The 16,373-nt window shown below is 39.4% G+C and carries 13 protein-coding genes; 11 read left to right on the top strand and 2 right to left on the bottom strand.

Annotation, left to right across the window (positions count from 1 at the left end; genetic code table 11):
* Positions 1–169 precede the first annotated feature (169 nt).
* The 5 genes from rnd (at position 170) to H4J38_RS08155 (ending at position 4,735) form a co-directional block, all read left to right on the top strand.
* Positions 170–1,321 carry a ribonuclease D gene (gene rnd / locus H4J38_RS08135; RefSeq protein WP_310733456.1) on the top strand — a complete coding sequence of 384 codons (1,152 nt, stop codon included), beginning with the start codon at positions 170–172 and terminating at the stop codon, positions 1,319–1,321.
* Between the two features lie 143 nt (positions 1,322–1,464).
* Positions 1,465–1,770: a YcgL domain-containing protein gene (locus H4J38_RS08140; protein WP_182131220.1), complete on the top strand. Its 306-nt coding sequence runs from the start codon at positions 1,465–1,467 to the stop codon at positions 1,768–1,770.
* The gene (locus H4J38_RS08145; RefSeq protein WP_182131222.1) at positions 1,770–2,831 is read left to right on the top strand and encodes a lytic transglycosylase domain-containing protein; all 1,062 of its coding nucleotides are present in this window, start codon (positions 1,770–1,772) and stop codon (positions 2,829–2,831) included. The genes H4J38_RS08140 and H4J38_RS08145 overlap by 1 nt, the downstream gene beginning before the upstream one ends.
* Positions 2,832–2,888: 57 nt before the next feature.
* Positions 2,889–3,437, top strand: a complete 549-nt coding sequence (locus H4J38_RS08150; protein ID WP_182131224.1) for a YcgN family cysteine cluster protein — start codon at positions 2,889–2,891, stop codon at positions 3,435–3,437.
* Between the two features lie 554 nt (positions 3,438–3,991).
* Complete coding sequence (locus H4J38_RS08155) at positions 3,992–4,735, top strand: ice-binding family protein (protein WP_182131226.1); 744 nt, start codon at positions 3,992–3,994, stop codon at positions 4,733–4,735.
* Between the two features lie 666 nt (positions 4,736–5,401).
* On the opposite strand, the gene H4J38_RS08160 is transcribed toward H4J38_RS08155, so the two are convergent.
* Complete coding sequence (locus tag H4J38_RS08160) at positions 5,402–5,923, bottom strand: gamma carbonic anhydrase family protein (protein WP_182131228.1); 522 nt, start codon at positions 5,921–5,923, stop codon at positions 5,402–5,404.
* A 287-nt stretch (positions 5,924–6,210) separates the two neighbouring features.
* Between H4J38_RS08160 and H4J38_RS08165 the strand changes: the two genes are divergently transcribed.
* From H4J38_RS08165 to H4J38_RS08185, 5 genes are all read left to right on the top strand, one after another.
* Positions 6,211–7,749, top strand: a complete 1,539-nt coding sequence (locus H4J38_RS08165) for a Re/Si-specific NAD(P)(+) transhydrogenase subunit alpha (RefSeq protein WP_182131230.1) — start codon at positions 6,211–6,213, stop codon at positions 7,747–7,749.
* A gap of 11 nt (positions 7,750–7,760) precedes the next feature.
* Positions 7,761–9,164: a Re/Si-specific NAD(P)(+) transhydrogenase subunit beta gene (gene pntB / locus H4J38_RS08170; protein WP_182131232.1), complete on the top strand. Its 1,404-nt coding sequence runs from the start codon at positions 7,761–7,763 to the stop codon at positions 9,162–9,164.
* Between the two features lie 318 nt (positions 9,165–9,482).
* Complete coding sequence (locus H4J38_RS08175) at positions 9,483–10,919, top strand: alanine/glycine:cation symporter family protein (protein WP_310733457.1); 1,437 nt, start codon at positions 9,483–9,485, stop codon at positions 10,917–10,919.
* Between the two features lie 127 nt (positions 10,920–11,046).
* Positions 11,047–12,387 (top strand): DEAD/DEAH box helicase, encoded by a 1,341-nt coding sequence (locus H4J38_RS08180; RefSeq protein WP_182131234.1) that lies wholly within the window; start codon positions 11,047–11,049, stop codon positions 12,385–12,387.
* Positions 12,388–12,413: 26 nt separating this feature from the next.
* Positions 12,414–13,052 carry a hypothetical protein gene (locus H4J38_RS08185; protein WP_182131236.1) on the top strand — a complete coding sequence of 213 codons (639 nt, stop codon included), beginning with the start codon at positions 12,414–12,416 and terminating at the stop codon, positions 13,050–13,052.
* Between the two features lie 49 nt (positions 13,053–13,101).
* Here the strand turns inward: H4J38_RS08185 and H4J38_RS08190 are convergent, their stop codons facing one another.
* Complete coding sequence (locus H4J38_RS08190) at positions 13,102–13,998, bottom strand: GGDEF domain-containing protein (RefSeq protein ID WP_182131238.1); 897 nt, start codon at positions 13,996–13,998, stop codon at positions 13,102–13,104.
* A 330-nt stretch (positions 13,999–14,328) separates the two neighbouring features.
* Between H4J38_RS08190 and H4J38_RS08195 the strand changes: the two genes are divergently transcribed.
* Positions 14,329–16,299: a monovalent cation:proton antiporter family protein gene (locus tag H4J38_RS08195; RefSeq protein WP_182131240.1), complete on the top strand. Its 1,971-nt coding sequence runs from the start codon at positions 14,329–14,331 to the stop codon at positions 16,297–16,299.
* Positions 16,300–16,373 lie beyond the last annotated feature (74 nt).

Consider the following 16,373-nt stretch of genomic DNA (forward strand, 5'->3'; position numbering starts at 1 on the left):
TGTGTTAAGCAATTAAATATCATTCGGGCATAGGTTAGAAAATAATTTAAAAATACGATAAGGTAACGTTTGATACTATTTCTCATTATTTACTTGCGAGGTTATTTATGCCAGCACAAGTGATTATGTTACTTATCTTAGTTATTTTTTTTATTACATAGGACATTACGTGCAAGCAACTCTTGAAAGAATTTATATCGAAGACTCCGAGCAATTACATTTAGTTTGTCAACGCTACTCCCAAGCCGATGTGCTTGCGATCGATACCGAATTTGTGCGCACGCGAACGCTATATCCAAAATTAGGCCTCATTCAAATAAACGACGGCAAAACCTTAGCATTAATTGACCCCGTTGCTGTGCCAGACTTAACGCCTTTCTGGCAATTACTTGAAAACTCGAATATTCAAAAAGTTCTGCATGCTTGCTCGGAAGATTTAGAAGTTTTTTTGACCGCAGGTAATTGCCGACCAGTCAATTTAATTGATAGCCAAATTATAATGGCATTTTTAGGTCATGGTATATCCATGGGCTATGCCGCGATGATTTCACATTATACCGATATTGAGGTAGATAAGTCTGAATCTCGCACCGATTGGATGAAACGACCATTAACGCAAAATCAACTGACCTACGCGGCCGCTGATGTTGAACATCTGTTTAATATTTTACCTTTATTGTTTGCAGATATTGAAAAGGCTGGATGGTTATACGCTGCTCAAGAGGAAAGTGATGTGATGGTTGATCGTAAGTTCAGTGCCATTGATGAAAGCCAGTTGTATCTTAATCTCAAAATGGCTTGGCGTTTAAACCCTACTCAACTTTATCGTTTACAGCAATTAACGATTTGGCGCTACCAACAAGCTAAACTGAAAGATCGGCCCATTGGTTTTATTGCCAAAGATCATACCTTATTAGCCCTAGCGCAAATTAACCCGAGTAATGTTGGCGCTATGTCAGGTATTGAAGGTGTTGAGTTACTGGATATTCGCCATAAAGGCAACGCTATGCTGACAGTATTAAAGCGTGCTGGCGAAGCACAAAATATTGAGTTGCCACCGCAAATAATTCGTCTTGATGAATACCCTGGTTATAAACAGAACTTTAAAAAAGTTAAAAATTATATTACCGAGTTAAGTACACAAACAAATTTACTGCCTGAAAATTTAGCCTCTAAAAAACAAATAAATCAATTTTTATCCTGGCATTTTAAGCTCAATGGCGCAGAGAATCAGCCGCAAATGGTTGATATAATGTGCGGTTGGCGCAAACCGTTGTTTGGTGATAAGTTGCTCGCCTTTGTTGAGAATGACTTTCAGTAAATTTGCCTTAAACCTTACTGAGTAAAGTGTTACATAACAGACAAAGACGCTGTTGAATTGTTATGATAACGTTACTCAAAGGTTTTTAAGATAAAACCCAATTAACCATTTCCCATAAACCATTTTAATCATAGGTCTCCATAATGCTGTGTAGTGTTTATAAAAGTTCTAAAAAAGTACAAACGTATCTCTATGTCAATAAACGAGATGATTTTTCCGATGTGCCTGAAGCGTTAATGAAAATGTTTGGTAGGCCAGTCATGGTAACCGTACTGAATCTTACTTCAAAAGTTAAATTGGGTTTTGCTGATCTTGAGAAAGTAAAAGCAAGCCTAGCTGACCAAGGTTATTACTTGCAATTAACTCCGCAAGAAGAAGATATGTTAAAAGGACATAAAGCGAGCATGAATAATGCTTCTGCCAAAGGTAACCAAGGAGAAGAATCATAATGCGCTATATCCATTCAGTAAAAACAATATCACTTTCACTATGCTTAGCGTTATTCTCACAAACTACTTTGGCTGCTGACAATAAAAAAATAACAACGTCAGAAGCTAAAGCAAGCTTTGAGCAATATATCGTTAAGTTAAAACAAGAAGCGCTTGGTAAGGGCTTTGAGCAAACATTAATTGATGACTCTTTTGCAAATGTAGTTTTTCACCAGCGAGCAGTAAAAGCAGATCGTAATCAGCCTGAAACGGTTGAAACCTTAGACACATACTTACCAAAACGCTTACCCGATTGGAAAATCAAACGTGCAAGAGCAAAATTCAAAGAGCATGAAGCTCTACTAACGAAAGTAGCGGCTGAATATGGTGTACAACCGCGATTTATCGTTGCGCTTTGGGGTTTAGAGACAAACTTTGGCAAAATCATGGGTAACTATAATGTTATTTCTGCGCTATCAACCATGGCCTATGAAGGACGCCGCGAAGCATTCTTCAAAAAGCAGCTATGGGCAGCATTACAAATACTAAAAGAAGGCCATATCGATAGTGCGAACATGAAAGGCTCTTGGGCTGGCGCTATGGGACAAAATCAATTTATGCCGACCTCATTTGTTGGTTATGCGGTTGACGGTGATGGCGACGGAAAAAAAGATATTTGGGGTAACCAAGCCGATGTTTTTGCTTCAATGGCAAACTACTTGAAAAAAGAAGGTTGGAGCGAACAGCTCACTTGGGGCCGCCAAGTTAAACTACCCAGCGATTTTGATACGTCATTAGCTATACCTAATAATACCGGTGGTCGTAAAAATTGGTTAAAAGCTTGGGCTAAAACCGAAAAAACCTTAGCTCAGTGGCAGGCTTTAGGGGTTCGACGTACCGATGGTACTAATTTACCCAAGGTTGATATTAAAGCGGCATTAGTTTTTCCTGATGGCGTCAAGGGTCGTGCTTATCTTGCCTACAATAACTATAAAAGTTTAATGCATTGGAATTTATCCTACTACTTTGTAAGCTCGGTTGGACATTTATCTGATCACATTAAATTTCCGCCGATTCAGTAGCGAGTTTTAGTAAGTCTTAGAAAGTAATAGCAACAGTAAGCAGACATAAGTAGTGATATGAGTAAAAAAAATAGTCGTTTGAGCGCAAAGCCAAAAAAAGTGGTAGTTGAACATTTTTGGGAAACTAAATCATTAAATGAAATGTCCCGAACCGAATGGGAATCATTGTGTGATGGTTGTGCTAAATGCTGCCTGAATAAATTTATTGATGACGATAGCACTACTGACGAAACAGAGTTGATGCCAACCACGCATATTGCTGAAGGTGAGAAAATGAGCTACTCGAACATTGCTTGTCATTTACTTAATGATAAAACGTGTCAATGTTCAAAGTACGAGCAACGTACCGTGCTAGTGCCAGATTGTGTGCAATTAACGCAAGAAAATTTAGATGACGTGTTTTTTATGCCGCCAAGCTGTACTTATCGGCGCTTAAAAGAGGGTAGAGGTATGCCGTCTTGGCACCCGTTATTGCACAATGGCAAAAAGTCAGCGATGCATCAAGCCGGTATGTCAGTACGTGGCAAAATCATTAAAGATAACGATGTGGAATTAGATGATTTTGAAGACTATATTGTGCTTTGGCCTTTGCATGATATAGATTAATGTCGCTAGTGAGTTAAGTGTAATACTAAGTATTCAATCACCACAATGACCAGTCCTGGTATAGGGTGAAGATTTTCAGCATGTGTAGATGAGCAGGGTTAATTTTATGTTCCTTCAAATCGTTAAATATTTTTAGTTTTACCCCAAGCATTGAGTGTCTTTAATAACCACCAACACAATAAATTAAATAAAAATGGCATGTTTAACAATTATTAACTAATTATGGCGTGGTTTTAGTTCGTTTAGCTTTCACAAGTGATAGTATATTCAAGTAGAGTGCATATTAGGCATTTTGCGATTATTTTTTAAAGCGGTTAAGTAGGTGTTCTTTTTTTTTGTATGCTAGCGCACAGAAGGCTAAATTGAATCGCTACAGGCTTAGTCAATAAAAATGAATTATTCTAAGGAATATCTTAATCAGCTAATTCATTTTCATAAGTTTACATCCAAAAATTTACTCAGTGCTTTTTCACCGTTGCCATTAATGTAAGTGAGAAACAAAGGTGAAAACCTATTTGTTTAACACTGCATAACGCCTCCCGGAGGGGGATATTATGAAATCAGTTCAAAATCAATCAAAGAAAATCTTGTTACCTTTATTGCTTAGCGGCTTATTCGCGGGCAATGTTTTCGCAAGTGAAGGTCCAAGCTCAGTTTACCTTGGTAGTGCCGGAACTTTTGCCGTTCTTAGCAAAACGGGCATTACTGATGTGTATCGTTCAGCCATTGTTGGCAATGTTGGCACAAGTCCAATTACCGGAGCCGCGTTATTACTAAGTTGTGATGAAGTGACTGGTAATGTCTATACTGTCGATGCAGCTGGCCCTTTACCTTGTGCTATAAACTCGCCAGGTTTGTTAGGTTCAGCCGTTGGCGATATGGGCTTTGCATACAATGACGCTGCAGGACGATCTTCAGCAGATTTTAGTGAGTTGGGAGCGGGTGAAATTGGCGGTTTAACCCTAGAACCTGGCCTTTATAAATGGTCAACGGATCTCAATATTTCAACGGATGTCACGCTATCTGGTGGCCCAACTGATACCTGGATTTTTCAAGTAGCAGGTACGCTTACTGAAGCCAATGCTGTGCGTGTCACATTAGCTGGCGGCGCTTTAGCTAAGAATATTATCTGGCAGGTTGCTGGTTCTGTAACGCTTGGTACCAATGCCCACTTTGAAGGGGTTGTGTTGGGTAAAAGTTTGATCGCGGTAAATACTGGCACAACAGTTAACGGCAGATTATTGGCACAAACCGCAGTTACCTTGCAGAAAAATGCAATTACTGAACCTGCTCAATAAATCCTTTAGTTGAGTTTGATTTATAGTCCTATGTTCAACAGGATTAGTGAAAGATATCGCTAATCCTGTTTTTTTGTCTATAGCTCTGGCAAGAAAATACCAATACCATGATAAAAGTAGGTAAAAACAACGCGGAAAGCAAAGAAAAAACAATCAGGTTACCAGTAAGTGGTAGTGGGTTGAACGCTGGTAAAAATAAGGCTGCCTATAGTCATTAATTAGCCACTGGCAACGAAACCCCATAGTCGCAGTAAACCTAGATAACGGCAGTAATACCGTAATTCTTACGCCAACAAGTGACTTTAGTACGGATACTCAATTCTATATACCACAACGATTACTAGTGCGGTTAAATGCGCGTTATGGATCACATTAGCCAGTGCAATTTTTTGATCATTTACGACAGCGGCAGTGCCTGATATCACTAGCCCGAAAGTGAGTGCAACGTACCCGTTAAATACGTCAACTAATTTTGCGCTTGACCGAAATGTAACCGCTTAAATTCTGGATCCTGTAACCGTCAACACAAGCAGTTTTACGCTCAGTGATGGCGCGACAGCGATTACCGTTACGGTTAACTACATTATAATGCTATGAAAGTGAAATGTTAAGGTTCACCGGTTCTATAAGAGTTAAAAATACTAAGCCGTTGAATTTTATATATTGTTAATCTACCTGTATTAATTCTTTTAAATAACGTTGACCATTTTCAACATAATGCATAGCAGATTGTGTGAACATTTCTCGGGTTGACTCATCAAGCGCTTTAATGACTTTCGCGGGTGAGCCTAATACTAGGTGTCCGTCTGGCACTTGCATATTTTCAGTAACCAAGCTGTTTGCACCAATTAAGCAATTTTTGCCAATGTTAGCGCCATTGAGCACGACCGCATTCATGCCCACTAGGGTGTTATCTCCGATGGTACAACCATGTAACATAACCTTATGGCCAACGGTGACATTACTGCCAATGGTCATTGGGTATTGAGCATCAACATGTAAAATTGAACCGTCTTGAATATTGGTATGCTCACCAATGTTAATACATGCAACGTCTGCTCGAATAACGACATTAAACCAGATGCTGGTATGTTTACCTAAAGTAAGGTCTCCGATCAGAGTGGCGTTTGGCGCGATAAAGTTGCTTTCATTTAATTTGGGGACTAAATCAGCTAATCGATAAATCATCTATTGATCCTTAAATTTTATTTATCCTTTTATATTAATCTATTTACATCACAGAGCAAACTAGAGCTTAAGCTATAACAGATAAAACTATATTGCCTAGTTTATACTGAAAATAAATAAGCTTGATGTATGAAAATTAAACTATTAATGGTAAAACATTAATCTAGTTAGTAATAATAATAATTTTTAACGTACAGTCGAATCAAATAGCTCGCAAGTAAGCTCAATATAATAAGTTAAATGTTGAGCTTGTGAACAGGGTTTTTATGATGAAATAAAGGTGATTTATGATTATTGGTATACCGAAAGAAGCATTGTTAGGTGAGAACCGAGTCGCTAGCGCGCCAACTGCGGTTGTTTCATTGCTCAAGCTTGGTTTTGAAGTGCAAGTACAAAAAGGTTGCGGCACTAAAGCAAGTTTTACTGATCAAGAGTTTATTGATGCTGGAGCAAGCGTTACGACTAAGAAAAATGTTTGGCAATCCGATCTTATCTTTAAAGTAAATCCTCCTACTATTGAAGAAATAGCGTCAATGAAAGATGGGGCTTATCTGATTGGTTTTATTGCTCCTGCACAGAACGAGGATATTTTAGCCGCGTTAAAAGATAAAAAAATTACTACCTTAGCGATGGAAATGGTGCCAAGAATGACCCGCAGTCAATCAATGGATGCGTTAAGTTCAATGGCTAACATTGCCGGTTATCGCGCGGTTATTGAAGCGACTCATCAGTTTGGCCGGTTTTTAACTGGGCAAATTACCGCCGCTGGTAAAATGCCGCCGGCTAAAGTAATGATAATTGGCGCAGGTGTCGCCGGTTTAGCCGCAATTGGCACCGCAAGTAGTTTAGGTGCCATTGTTAGAGCGTTCGATACGCGACCAGAAGTAAAAGAACAAATAGAAAGCATGGGTGCTGAATTTCTTGAGCTTGATTACGAAGAGCCAGAAGATACGGGCTCTGGTGATGGTTACGCAAAAGAGATGAGCAAAGCCTTTATTGATGCAGAAATGGCGTTGTTTGCTGAGCAAGCAAAAGATGTTGATATTATTATTACCACGGCGATGATCCCTGGGAAACCAGCACCTAAGCTTATTACAACGGCGATGGTTGAATCGATGAAAACCGGTAGTATTGTCGTTGATTTAGCGGCCGCTGGCGGTGGCAACTGTGAATTAACTGAAGCAGGGAAAGTAGTTAATGCCAATGGTGTAAAAATAATTGGTTATACGGACTTGGTTTCTCGCTTACCTAATCAGTCATCACAATTATATGCTAATAATTTAGTCAGCTTGGCAAAATTATTGTGCAAAGAAAAAGATGGCACGATTAATATTGATTTTGACGATGTCGTTATCCGGAATATGACCGTAGTTAACCAAAATGAAATTACCTTTCCACCACCACCTATTCAAGTGAGTGCTGCACCTGTTAAGCCTAAAACTGAGCCGGTTAAAGCGATTGAGGTTAAAGCTGAAGAGCCGATGAGCCCGGTTAAAAAATATGGCATGATGGCTGCGGGCGCTCTATTGTTTGGTTGGGTCGCAAGTGTTGCTCCTGCTGACTTTCTCTCACATTTTACCGTGTTTGTTTTAGCCTGTGTTATTGGTTATAACGTGGTATGGAATGTTAGCCATTCATTGCATACACCCTTGATGAGTGTAACCAATGCCATCTCGGGCATTATCATTGTTGGCGCAATTTTACAGGTGGGCAATAGTAGCCCGTTAATACAATTGCTCGCTGGTGTCGCAATACTTATTGCCACTATCAACATTGTTGGTGGCTTTGTTGTCACTAAACGTATGTTAAAAATGTTTAGAAAATAAGGGGCAGTTTAATGGAATTTTCTCAAGGGTTAATCAGTGCAGCTTACATAGTAGCTGCCCTATTGTTCATTTTTAGTTTAGCAGGATTAAGTAAGCAGCAAACCGCTGAAACGGGTAATTGGTACGGTATTGTCGGTATGGCAATAGCACTTATTGCCACCATTGCTGATCCACGTGTCGACAATGTATGGATTATTTTAGTCACCATGGTGATCGGTGCAATCATTGGTCTGCAACTCGCGAAAAAAGTTGAAATGACCCAAATGCCTGAACTAGTGGCCATATTGCACAGTTTTGTTGGTTTAGCTGCAGTATTGGTCGGCTTTAATAGCTATTTTGAAATGGACCATTCAGTGGCTGCTACGTTTACTGACAGTCAACAAATGGCGGATAATATTCATTTAGTGGAGGTGTTTCTTGGGGTATTTATTGGCTCGGTCACCTTTACCGGTTCAATTGTCGCGTTTGGTAAGTTGCGAGGTATTATTAACTCGGCCGCACTCATGTTACCTCAACGACATAAGTTAAATTTAGTGGCGGGTATCATAGCCATTATTTTGCTAGTGACTTTTGTTCAACAAGGTGGTGGTGATAACACATTATATCTGATGACCTTTATTGCCTTAGTTTTTGGTTGGCATTTAGTCGCCTCCATTGGCGGTGCAGATATGCCTGTGGTGGTGTCTATGCTCAATTCATATTCTGGTTGGGCAGCCGCAGCGGCAGGCTTCATGCTTGATAATGATTTGTTAATTGTGACCGGCGCATTAGTGGGTTCATCAGGGGCCATTCTTTCTTACATTATGTGTAAAGCCATGAACCGCTCTTTTATCAGTGTTATCGCTGGGGGTTTTGGTACCAATGTCGTGATAGACACAGAGACCGATTACGGTGATCACATTGAAATTAACGCAGAATCGGTAGCCGATATGTTGAACGGCGCAAAGTCGGTTATTATTACGCCAGGTTACGGTATGGCAGTAGCGCAAGCACAGTATCCGGTTTATGAAATGACTCAAGCTTTAAAAGCCAAAGGTATTGATGTGCGCTTTGCTATTCACCCGGTGGCAGGACGCTTACCTGGGCATATGAATGTTTTATTAGCCGAAGCTAAAGTGCCTTACGATATTGTGCTTAGCATGGATGAAATTAATGATGATTTTGCTAAAACTGATGTGGTTTTAGTCATAGGCGCAAACGATACGGTAAACCCTGCTGCGGCTGAAGATCCAACTAGCCCGATTGCTGGAATGCCGGTATTAGAAGTTTGGCATGCGAAAAATGTTATCGTGTTCAAACGCTCAATGAGCACAGGTTATGCCGGTGTGCAAAATCCATTGTTCTTTAAAGACAACACTCAAATGTTGTTTGGTGATGCAAAAGACTCAGTTGAACAAATATTTAAGGCCTTGTAGCATACTAGAGTTTCCTCTTGTTAGATTAAGGTTTAAATAACAGAGATAAAATGCCGATAAATATTATCGGCATTTTTTGTTTTAATACTAACTGAACTAAGTTGTTATAAGCTCAAATCTAACCGTTTATAAATTCAATCTAAACACTATTACCATTGATGCATATTATTTTCGCTCGCATCATTCATCATCTATTCAAGTTGTCATTGATTTTCTTCGTTATTGTGGCGATAAAATTATTTATCCGACAGACAATTTTGTTAAGCTAAAGAAGATTAGTCATTATTAATAATAAAAATATAACCTTCGGAGAATAACGTGGTAGAACCAAGTGTGCTCGAGCCCAGTGTCATTGAATTATGGGTAGGAACTATTAACGGTTATTTATGGGGCAGTATTTTAATTTATTTGCTGAGTGCTTGTGGACTCTGGTTTACTTTTCGTTTGAAAGGACTACAAATTACTCGTTTTTTTCACATGTTTACCATTTTAAAAACGAGTCGTAAAAGCTCAAACCAAGGTATTTCGTCTTTTCAGGCACTCTGCACATCGTTGGCGGCTCGCGTTGGTACGGGTAATTTAATGGGCGTTGCTGTGGCTATATCGCTAGGCGGAGCCGGAGCCGTTTTTTGGATGTGGTTAATTGCCTTAGTTGGTATGGCAACTGCGTTTGCTGAAAGTACCTTAGGTCAGCTTTATAAAGAGCGCGATAGTATGGGGAATTTTCGTGGTGGTCCTGCGTACTATATGAGTAAAGGCTTAAAAAATAAAAAATTAGCCGTAACCTTCTCGCTATGCTTGTTTTTTGGCTATGGTTTTGTCTTCAGCGCGGTACAAGCAAACTCTATCACCAGTGCTTTTAATGGCTCGTACGGTTTCAATCCACTTTATACCGGTATTGTTATTACTTTAGTTGCAGGTTTTATTATTTTCGGAGGGCTAAAAAACATTGCCCGTTTTGCTGAGCTAACAGTGCCTTTTATGGGCTTGCTTTATTTACTTGTATGCTTTGCTGTTATTGGATTAAACATTGAAAGAGTACCTATGGTGATTAGTGATATTTTCGCTTCGGCTTTAGGTTTAAAGGAAGCAGGTAGTGGTTTAGTTGGGGCTGCTATTGTGCAAGGCGTTAAACGGGGGTTATATTCTAATGAAGCCGGTATGGGTAGTGCACCCAATGCGGCTGCGGCTGCGGAGCCTTTTCCACCGCATCCAGTTTCTCAAGGCTATATTCAAATGCTGGCCGTGTTCTTCGATACGATTGTTATATGTTCATGTACGGCAATTTTAATCTTACTTTTTAAAGATACCGGCGGTGAAGCACAAGGTATTCAGTTAACTCAGCAGGCCCTTAGTTATCAAGTAGGAGCATGGGGAAGCGACTTTATTACTATCGCTATATTGTTATTTGCTTTTACCTCAATCGTGGCAAACTTCGCCTATGCCGATAATAATTTAAAGTATTTAAAAATGGACAATTTATTAGGCCGATGGTTTTTACGAATTGGTTTCTTGTTAATGTTGGTCTTTGGCTCTGTAGCGACTTTACCTGAAGTTATCGCATTAGCTGATTTGTCCACGGGATTAATGACCATTTTTAATGTAACTGCGTTATTTATGCTTTCTAAAGTGGTGGTTCAAATAACAAAAAACTACCACAACCAAAAAGATAAAGGCCTGCTGCCCACTTATCTGCCTGATGAAGATGAACAACAGCGCTTAAATTTAACTAAAGGTATTTGGCAGAAAAAGTAGTGTCTAAAACTAGTAATATTTAATACAAGCAACTGTTAGCAAAGCTGCTATAATGCGCGCCTTAATATTTTGGCGTGCTGCTTTTAAGAAAGTACGTTGTTTACGATAATACAGAAATGGTGATGTGATGAGTGTGGATTCAATAGGTTTATCGGCAGACTTACTAAAAGCGGTAAAAGCCTGCGGTTATAAAAATTTAACACCGATTCAACAAATAGCTATTCCTGTTATTCGTACAGGTGTTGATGTTTTAGCTAGTGCTCAAACAGGTACCGGTAAAACAGCCGCTTTTACTTTGCCAATTCTTGATGGCTTAGCAAAAAAAGTAAAGCCAAATATTGATGGTTTTGACACTACAACAACCGTTAAAGCACTAATTTTAACGCCAACGCGTGAATTAGCTGCACAAGTTGAAAAAAATGTAAAAGCCTACAGTGAGTTTTTACCGCTGCGCTCGGGTGCTATTTTCGGTGGTGTAAATATGCCACCACAAACTAAAATGCTTAAAAGTGGTGTTGATGTTTTAGTGGCGACACCTGGTCGTTTAATTGAGCATCTTGAACAGCGCAACTTAGATTTATCTCAAGTGCAATACCTTGTGCTAGATGAAGCTGACCGTATGCTAGATATGGGCTTTTACAATGATATTGAACGCATAGTAGCAATGATTAAAGCAAAGCATCAAACTTTGATGTTTTCGGCAACATTCTCAAATAAAGTTAAAACGTTAGCAAAAAAAGTGCTTAAAACACCTAAAACGATAGAAGTTGCTCGTCAAAACTCTACTTCTGGCAAAGTAAAACAGTCAGTTTATTGGGTTTCTGAAACCCGTAAAGCTGAGTTATTGTCTGAGCTTATTGGGGTAAATAATTGGCAGCAAGTTTTAGTCTTTGCTGGTACCAAAGAAAGCGCGAATATTTTAGCGAAAGAGCTGAAACTCGACGGTATAAAAACCGCTTTATGTCATGGCGATAAAACCCAAGGAGCCCGTAATAAAGCCCTTGAGCAATTTGTTGATGGCAGTGTTAGAGTTCTAGTTGCAACCGATGTTGCTGCACGTGGACTTGATATTGCTAATCTGCCCTATGTAGTTAACTTCCATTTACCTTTCTTGCCAGAAGATTACATACATCGTATTGGTCGCACAGGCCGAGCAGGTAAGTCAGGAACGGCAATATCATTAGTAAGTCCTAAAGATGAGCAATTCCTAGATAACATTGAAGCCTTAATTGAGCGAAAATTCGAACGCATAGTGGTACCAGGTTATGAATTAAATCGACCTTTACCAGCACATTATGATGATAAAGAAGAAGCACCGTTGAAAAAAAGTCGTTATAAAGCGACACAAGAAAAAAATCAATTACTCGCGCGTAAAAAAGCGGATGCAACACCAGCAGCGCAACGCCGAGCAAAAGCAAACAAGAAAAATAAAACAGTAAGCAAAACAGTAAATAATAAACGTAAATAAATCATTTATTAAGTCGCAGGTTATTTATGTTTGATAACACCTACATCGACGTTCCTTTTAACTATCGACATCACTGCTGGTTCTGTTCGGAGCCAGCAGGGCATTCTTTTACTTTCCCCCATTCAGCGCATTTAGTTTTCGACTGTCCGCATGAACCGCTCACTATACCCAGTTGTTTAGAGTGCGCGCGTGTGGCAAGCAAGGCCGAAGTGCGTAACATTTGGCAAGTTGAGCAAAGTGTTAAAGTTTATCTAATTAAAAAGTATCGTAAAGATTTAGCTATAGGACTTAATTGGACAGAAGAAGAGTTAGCGAACTCTGGCTTTGAAGGGGGCAGTTTTGCCGGCTTTCAAAAAAGTGCTTGGTTTATGTATCAAGTCGCCAAAGATAGAGTGAATTTTCGAGGCTGGCCGTTAGTAGTTGATGGGGTAGAAATTATCAACGAAGATGTCGACCGAGAGTTTTGCTTTGACGGTGTTAGTTATCCAAGCATTGATCAGGCAATGGAACACTATAGTGTTAATTTTAATTTAGATGCAGATTTTTTGCGCCGAGTACTGGCAAAAATTGGTCCGAAAAGCTTTGCAAAAGCGGTAAGGTTTTGCCGCTTGTATGTTGGCGCAACACCTAATGAAAAGTCTCAAGCGTTGCGCGAATTTAGTTAATATTTTTTTAACTTAATTATATTTAACCCATCCTAATCAAATAATTAACTCAACTTTGAGAAACAATACTCAACTTTTGTGGCATATTCATTTTTTGTGAATATAGCGCTTTATCTGCACGTTTAAAAAAGCTTATCGCGTTGTCAGCTCTATTCATAAATGCTAAACCTAAGCTACTAGTAACGTTATATTTTGCTATTAAAGCATCCTGTGACATTGCATGGTAAATTCTATGCTCGATAACGGCTAAGGACTGTTCAGTAGCATCTGCCACTATAATCGCGAATTCGTCTCCACCAAAGCGGAAAACACAATCGGTATCTCGAACACTTTGTCGTAACGCCTTGGCAAATTGTACTAATACATTATCGCCTATGTCATGACCAAAGGTGTCGTTAACCGCTTTAAACTTATTGAGATCACTCAGGATTAATCCGACACGTGTATGACGGCGGCTTGCTTGGGCCATTGCGCGTTTAATTTGTTCGTCAAAACTACGTCGGTTACCTAATTGCGTTAAGCTGTCTTGCATCGCTAACTGCATTGCTTGATGATATTGCACCGCATTTTTTAATGGGTTAATTAATAATTCGTGTAGCTCACTCAACACCTTATAATTGGCCATACTTATCGGTATATTCACAGCATAAGTAATTATGCCAAAAAACTGACCATTGATTTTTAATTCAAATTGACGTTCCGCTTTTGCCTGACGACTACCTCTAGCAGTTGCACTTATGTCCGCATGTTTAAAGTAAACGCCAGAAAAATCAAGGTACTTTGCCACTTCAATTGCAAAAATATTGATAAGTTTTGTTACATCCAATGTGGTTTGTAACTGCTCAAGCAAGGCTAAATTGCGTTGGCTTTGCTGTTCACTGTGTTGAAATAATGTGAAGGCATTAAATTTTGAGTTAGGATGATTAACAACATTGACTGTGCGCATAGTTTTCCCCTAGCTAATTTGACGTTAAAGCTTTATTAGCTTTATTAGGTTGACTAAAGCAAAAATCGTACCTACTATTTTATTCTACGATTTTTTTTTCATGTTTTAATGAAGATGCGCGATACAAGCTTTCGATAGTTAGAGCCTCTGGCTGGAGTTTTTATCAAATTTTTCTAAGTTAAGTAGCCGTTTTCATGCGTGTTTATCTCCTTGTAACAGAAATTAACTTAGACAAAATAGCCTGTACAAGGCTACACTATGTCAGCTTAATAAGATCATCAGCCATTAAATTCTGCGATTATCCATTTCATCATCTTGTAAGGAATACATGTGACAAGTCACCTTGAATTACTCGCTATATTGTCCAGTGCCGTTTTAATTGTTTGGCTGTTTCGTCGCTTACAATTACCAGCAATTTTGGCTTATTTAGTCGCGGGTGTTTTGGTTGGAGAACATGGTTTAGCTTTGGCTGAAGAACATGTTGACTATGAACATTTTGCTGAACTCGGCATAGTATTTTTACTTTTCACGCTTGGGCTTGAATTTTCCTTATCTAAACTCGTTTCTATGCGGCATTTAGTGGTTACAGTAGGTAGTTTACAAGTGGTCATTTCACTTGTGTTGTTTATGCTAGTTGCGATGTTTTTTGATCAAAGTTTTGCCGCTGCAATAACCATTGGTGGCATATTGGCACTATCTTCTACCGCTATCGTTATTCGCCAATTAAGTGAAAGCGGTGGCATGAAGAAAAAGTCAGGGCAACTGTCGGTGGCGGTGCTACTATTTCAAGACGTAGCGGTAGTGCCACTGTTAATTGTGATACCTTTATTAGCTGCTCAAGGTGGTGATTCTTCTTTTATAATGGCGCTGTTGTTCGCACTAATTAAAGGGGTGTTTGTTGTTTCACTGTTATTATTAGCAGGTAAATGGCTACTACCCGGATTATTCAATTTAGTTGCTCAAGTTAGAACCGATGAGTTGTTTGTATTAACCACATTACTGGTAACGTTAGTCGCATCAGCTTTAACGCAATGGTTTGGCCTTTCGATGGCGTTAGGCGCATTTTTAGCCGGCATGATGTTAGGCGAGAGCCAATATAAACATCAACTTGAGGCTGATATAAGACCCTATCGCGATATTCTACTGGGTCTATTTTTTGTTACTGTCGGCATGAAGCTCAATATCAGTGTTGTTTTCTCATCTCCATTGATCATTATCTCGCTGCTAGTCTGTTTTATGGTACTAAAAGTACTGGTGATTGTTTTATTAGCGAAGCGCGCGGGAGAGTCATCTAAAGATGCTTGGGCAGCAGGTATTATGTTGGCACAAATGGGTGAATTTGGTTTTGTTTTAATTGCCTTAGCAAGCCAAGTAGAAGTGTTAACAGAAACCACAGCCTCTATTTTACTGGGCACGGGTGTATTGAGTATGGCAATAACGCCTTATATGATCAGCCATGCGCGTAGTTGGGCACTTTGGTTAAGCCGAGAAAAACAATTCGATACTCAAGCGTTAGAAGAATTACCTCAAAATACCACACTCAGTGATCATGTAATTATTTGTGGCTTCGGTCGTATTGGCCAAACCGTAAGCCGATTTTTAAAACAAGAATCGATCGATTTTGTTGCCATTGATATCGACCCATTACGTACAACAAAAGCACGAGAAGCGGGTGAAAATGTACTTTTCGGATCTTCAAGGCAGGCTGAATTACTGCATGCAGCGCAGCTATCAAAAGCTAAACTTGTAGTTATCGCCTTTGGTGAGGATAAACAATCACTTGATGTTATCCAAAAAGTGCGCTCGTTAGCCCCAGACGTACCTATTTTAGTTCGTACTCGTAATGATGATCAGTTAGATGAGTTACACGCCGCGGGTGCAAATGAGGTAGTGCCTGAGAGCTTAGAAGGCAGCTTGATGTTAGTTTCGCAAGTGTTGTCATTATCAGGGGTACCTTTTTCTAGAATTGTTCGCCGCGTGCAAAAAGAACGTAAAAATCACTACAACCATTTGCATGGTTTCTTTCAAGGCGAACATACCGACATGAGCCCTGATGCTATTGATCGCATTGAATTTGCTCACGCTATTATATTAGTTAAGGATTCCTTTGCTACGGGCAAGTCTATTCGGTCATTAAAATTAGATGATCGTCGAGTTTTTGTAATAGCCTTAAGACGTAATAATATTGAAAGCGAAGAACCTGACGTAGATACTATATTACTACCGCAAGATACGCTGATTGTGCGCGGTAAACCTAGACGGGTAGAGCGCGCAGAGCGTTTTGTACAAGAAGGGCATTAATAATAAAGTGCTAACAAGAATGTTAGCACTAGTTTTAATTTGTTTTAAACTGAAACCTGCGCGTTTAAATGCCG

The organism is Colwellia sp. BRX10-3 (genome assembly GCF_014077505.1).
Classification (GTDB): Bacteria; Pseudomonadota; Gammaproteobacteria; order Enterobacterales; family Alteromonadaceae; genus Cognaticolwellia.

What these genes read in the sequence shown, in the direction of transcription:
- pntB (WP_182131232.1), top strand. Translation starts at nt 7,761, where the DNA reads ATGGAATTTTCTCAAGGGTTAATCAGTGCAGCTTACATAGTAGCTGCC.
- H4J38_RS08180 (WP_182131234.1), top strand. Translation starts at nt 11,047, where the DNA reads ATGAGTGTGGATTCAATAGGTTTATCGGCAGACTTACTAAAAGCGGTA.
- H4J38_RS08150 (WP_182131224.1), top strand. Translation starts at nt 2,889, where the DNA reads ATGAGTAAAAAAAATAGTCGTTTGAGCGCAAAGCCAAAAAAAGTGGTA.
- H4J38_RS08190 (WP_182131238.1), bottom strand. Translation starts at nt 13,998, where the DNA reads ATGCGCACAGTCAATGTTGTTAATCATCCTAACTCAAAATTTAATGCC.
- H4J38_RS08165 (WP_182131230.1), top strand. Translation starts at nt 6,211, where the DNA reads ATGATTATTGGTATACCGAAAGAAGCATTGTTAGGTGAGAACCGAGTC.
- H4J38_RS08160 (WP_182131228.1), bottom strand. Translation starts at nt 5,923, where the DNA reads ATGATTTATCGATTAGCTGATTTAGTCCCCAAATTAAATGAAAGCAAC.
- H4J38_RS08185 (WP_182131236.1), top strand. Translation starts at nt 12,414, where the DNA reads ATGTTTGATAACACCTACATCGACGTTCCTTTTAACTATCGACATCAC.
- H4J38_RS08145 (WP_182131222.1), top strand. Translation starts at nt 1,770, where the DNA reads ATGCGCTATATCCATTCAGTAAAAACAATATCACTTTCACTATGCTTA.
- H4J38_RS08155 (WP_182131226.1), top strand. Translation starts at nt 3,992, where the DNA reads ATGAAATCAGTTCAAAATCAATCAAAGAAAATCTTGTTACCTTTATTG.
- H4J38_RS08140 (WP_182131220.1), top strand. Translation starts at nt 1,465, where the DNA reads ATGCTGTGTAGTGTTTATAAAAGTTCTAAAAAAGTACAAACGTATCTC.